Genomic DNA, 3,164 nt, shown 5'->3' on the forward strand with positions numbered 1-3,164 from the left:
GTTCGGGGAGATCGATCGATAGGCTGGTCGCTGTCGTATTTGCTGCTAAAAATGGTCTTGGAGACAAGAACATGACCGACACTCTTGCCGAGAAAACATGTACGCCTTGTCGCGGCGGCGTCCCGCCACTCACGCGTGATGAAGCCCAACGCTTCCAGGCTCAGGCTCCTGATTGGGAGCTGGGTGACGATGCCCACCGCATCCAGCGGAGCTTTCGATGCCGCAATTTCGGGGACGCGCTCGCCCTTGTTCAGGAGATCGGTGAGCTCGCCGAAACCGAGGGCCATCACCCCGACATCAGCTTCGGCTGGGGTTATGTGACGGTTTCCCTGAGCACCAAGAAGATCAAAGGACTGCACGAGAACGATTTCATCATGGCGAGCAAGATCGACCGGGTGTTCGATCGCTCGGGCCGGCCCCTCGACCGCCAGCGGTGACACGGCAAAATCCATTGCCAATCAAGCGAGGTCGTTATGCCACACATCCGAACCGACAATCAGCCCGTAACTCAGATCACGGTTATCGAGCCCGAGCCGGGAAGCAGGCCCAAACTCCTATATGCTTAGCGCAATGCATAGGTGGTTTCATGGCGCAGTTCTGCCGATTTGTTAACGTGGATACACAGACCATCGTTTGGGTGAACCCCGAACAAATTCGGTTTATGCGACCGGACGCGACACATACGATTACGCACATAATCTTCGATGAGGGACATACCCTCAAGGTCGACGGAACTATCGAAAGCACCATGAAGGCCCTCAAAGATGCCGACCGGACCTAAAGGCCAGAAGCGCCCAGTCATTGCGCGGTCGCGGAAATAGACCTGTCGGCAAGAGCGGGCGGCTTAGTCATTCAACGTCAGGAGCGTGTCGGCTGCTGCCGTTGTTTCGATCTTTGGCGCGGTTTACCTTTTCACGGAAAGCAGCCAGTAGATCAGCCGGGGCATCTAGGTCATTGATCGAAGCGAAGAAGGCAGCAACCATCGCGGCTAATTGATCGTCCGCCTTGCCGTTGTCGTTCATCCTGGGCAGTGGCTGCCGCTCCATTTGTTCCATCTCCAGCGTGGAAACTTAGCACATGACCGCGATTGAGTCGCGCTCAACGCGGCCACATTGGAGGACCTTACGCTTTTGCTTTCCGTTTTGCAGGCACCTTCTCGACAGGCGCGGCAGCCTTGCGGCCTAGCCCAATAGACTTCGCCAGTTCCGAGCGCTGGGCGGCGTAGTTGGGCGCCGTCATAAGGTAGTCCCCCGGCAAGTCCCACTTGCTTCGAAATTCGGCGGGGGTCATGCCATGGTGGGTGGCTAGATGCCGCTTGAACGATTTGAATTTCTTGCCGTCTTCAAGGCAGGTAATGAAGTCTGGGGTAACCGATTTCTTCGGATTGACGGCGGGGACGAGCGGCCGCTGTTCAACTATCGTCGGCTGGCTAAGATTCGAAAGCGACGAGTGAACTGATGCTATCAGATCCGGCAGTCCAGCGACGGGCACCGAGTTGTTGCTCACGAACGCAGCTACAACATCGGCAGTAAGTTCAGCTAGCTCGGCAGCGCGACGGTCGGCTTCTTCGGTCAATTCATCAAATCCTTTTGCTGTTCCTAACCGAGACTAGGCGAGGCGTTGGTGGACGTCCTGCTCGGCTCGGCGCCGTGCCATGACTGCCTGCTGTTTAACACGCAGTTGTGTCGTGGCGGTATGCGGTAGTAGCGGCCACTTCCGGAAAGCTAGAAGCCCCGCTTCTTCAGGGTTTTTCGCTGAGGGAAGCGTAGCGGCGACATCGACGGGTGATCCGCAGGGGAGGGAGCAGCGTCAGAGGCCAGCGATGCGGCTTGCTCGGCACGAGACGACGGCAGGCCACCCTCACCAAGCCACTCGTCGTAGTGATGGTCTAAGGCCAACAACAACTCGTCTGGCTTATCCATGCCGCTTCGGAATAACTCGATGATGTGACGGCCAATACGCTCCCTGGCCGGATCGCCAACTGCTATCCCAGCCTGATGGCAATATTCGTCCACCACTGTGGCCAGCATTGAAAGCTGCGTTGGATCCGCTACCCGGTTGAAGCTCAAATCGCTTCTCCCTTGTTGGGCGAAAGCGTGATCGACTCTTCCAATCGCCGGCTTGCCATGAAGGTCACGGCGACCCTCCGCATATAGTGTGTCGGTTCCGTACATACGAGTCGATTCTACCTGCGCTGCCCGTTTAATAACTCGGCGCCAATTCGCGCCTACCTCGTCGTGAACGCTGGCCTGATCGCGGGTTATCAAACTAGGTCCAGATGATAAAAAAACCCGCTGCCGGAGGGGGAGGGCAGCGGGTTTGATTTAAGCTCACCACAGGGGGGCGTGGCTAGCTTGGCACCGGCATCGTACCTGGGAGAGGAGCCAGCGGCTGCGGCCGGCGGCTGGCTGGCCTGCTCGACGAGTTCGCCATGCGGCATGGATGTCAAGAGATCATGCTTCGCGGACGGGGATTTTTCATCGCGATCCGCAGAGAGCACATCCCGCACCGCGCCGTTGTCGCTTCCGGCCCCGCTCCTATATGCTTAGGGCAATGCATAGGAGCAGGAGCAGGGGCAATGAGTTATTCCATAAAGCTCGGTAAGGAGCCGAACGTCCTGATGGTCAATGACTTGTCCAGCAGGCAGGCCGTAAACCAAGCGCGCGAACTCAAAGCGGGGAATATCAAATTCCACATCTATGCCAGCGACGGCACTTTGACCGAACTGGATGATCTTGAGCGTGCCGTGGAGGGCGACGACGTTGCCAAGCCAACCTAAAGGCCAGAAGCGCCCCCGGAAAGATCCCAATGCTGCCAGTACATCCGTGGTCAGCGCCAGTACATCCGTGGTCAGCGCCGTGGTTCAAAGGCTCCAACAGAGCGACATGCGCGCCGAATAAGCGCTATACATTCGCTGTCGGAAAATTCGGTGCTTCATGGCGGGTCGAAGGTCGCGGACCTATGTCGATCGGGACCGCGAAAGCCAAATCGGCCAAATCCTCGCGATCTGTATATATGTCTCGATGCACATTCAATCAAGGCTCAATAGGTTTGGTTCGTCATTGCGGATTAATATAGCCTGCTGTCGGCAAAATTAAGATGGATGAATTACAATAAAATTGCTTATAGCTCCGCCTTTCTGACGGCCAAAAGCGCCGGTAACA

Annotated in this window: 5 protein-coding genes; 2 read left to right on the forward strand and 3 right to left on the reverse strand. The window is 56.9% G+C overall.

Annotation, left to right across the window (positions count from 1 at the left end; translation table 11 throughout):
* The first annotated feature begins 71 nt into the window (after positions 1 to 71).
* Positions 72 to 437, forward strand: a complete 366-nt coding sequence (locus BQ8482_RS32260; protein WP_077380203.1) for a 4a-hydroxytetrahydrobiopterin dehydratase — start codon at positions 72 to 74, stop codon at positions 435 to 437.
* 411 nt (positions 438 to 848) lie between these two features.
* On the opposite strand, the gene BQ8482_RS32270 is transcribed toward BQ8482_RS32260, so the two are convergent.
* The 3 genes from BQ8482_RS32270 to BQ8482_RS32280 all read right to left on the reverse strand — a co-directional run bounded on the left by BQ8482_RS32270 (position 849) and on the right by BQ8482_RS32280 (position 2,174).
* Positions 849 to 1,046, reverse strand: a complete 198-nt coding sequence (locus tag BQ8482_RS32270) for a hypothetical protein (protein ID WP_077380199.1) — start codon at positions 1,044 to 1,046, stop codon at positions 849 to 851.
* A gap of 76 nt (positions 1,047 to 1,122) precedes the next feature.
* The gene (locus BQ8482_RS32275) at positions 1,123 to 1,575 is read right to left on the reverse strand and encodes a Ros/MucR family transcriptional regulator (RefSeq protein ID WP_123151241.1); all 453 of its coding nucleotides are present in this window, start codon (positions 1,573 to 1,575) and stop codon (positions 1,123 to 1,125) included.
* 149 nt (positions 1,576 to 1,724) lie between these two features.
* Positions 1,725 to 2,174 (reverse strand): hypothetical protein, encoded by a 450-nt coding sequence (locus BQ8482_RS32280; RefSeq protein WP_133254877.1) that lies wholly within the window; start codon positions 2,172 to 2,174, stop codon positions 1,725 to 1,727.
* 404 nt (positions 2,175 to 2,578) lie between these two features.
* Here BQ8482_RS32280 and BQ8482_RS32285 point away from each other — a divergent pair, with 404 nt between their 5' ends.
* The gene (locus tag BQ8482_RS32285; RefSeq protein WP_077380193.1) at positions 2,579 to 2,779 is read left to right on the forward strand and encodes a hypothetical protein; all 201 of its coding nucleotides are present in this window, start codon (positions 2,579 to 2,581) and stop codon (positions 2,777 to 2,779) included.
* Positions 2,780 to 3,164: the final 385 nt, after the last annotated feature.

Source organism: Mesorhizobium delmotii, from assembly GCF_900149755.1.
GTDB lineage: Bacteria > Pseudomonadota > Alphaproteobacteria > Rhizobiales > Rhizobiaceae > Mesorhizobium > Mesorhizobium delmotii.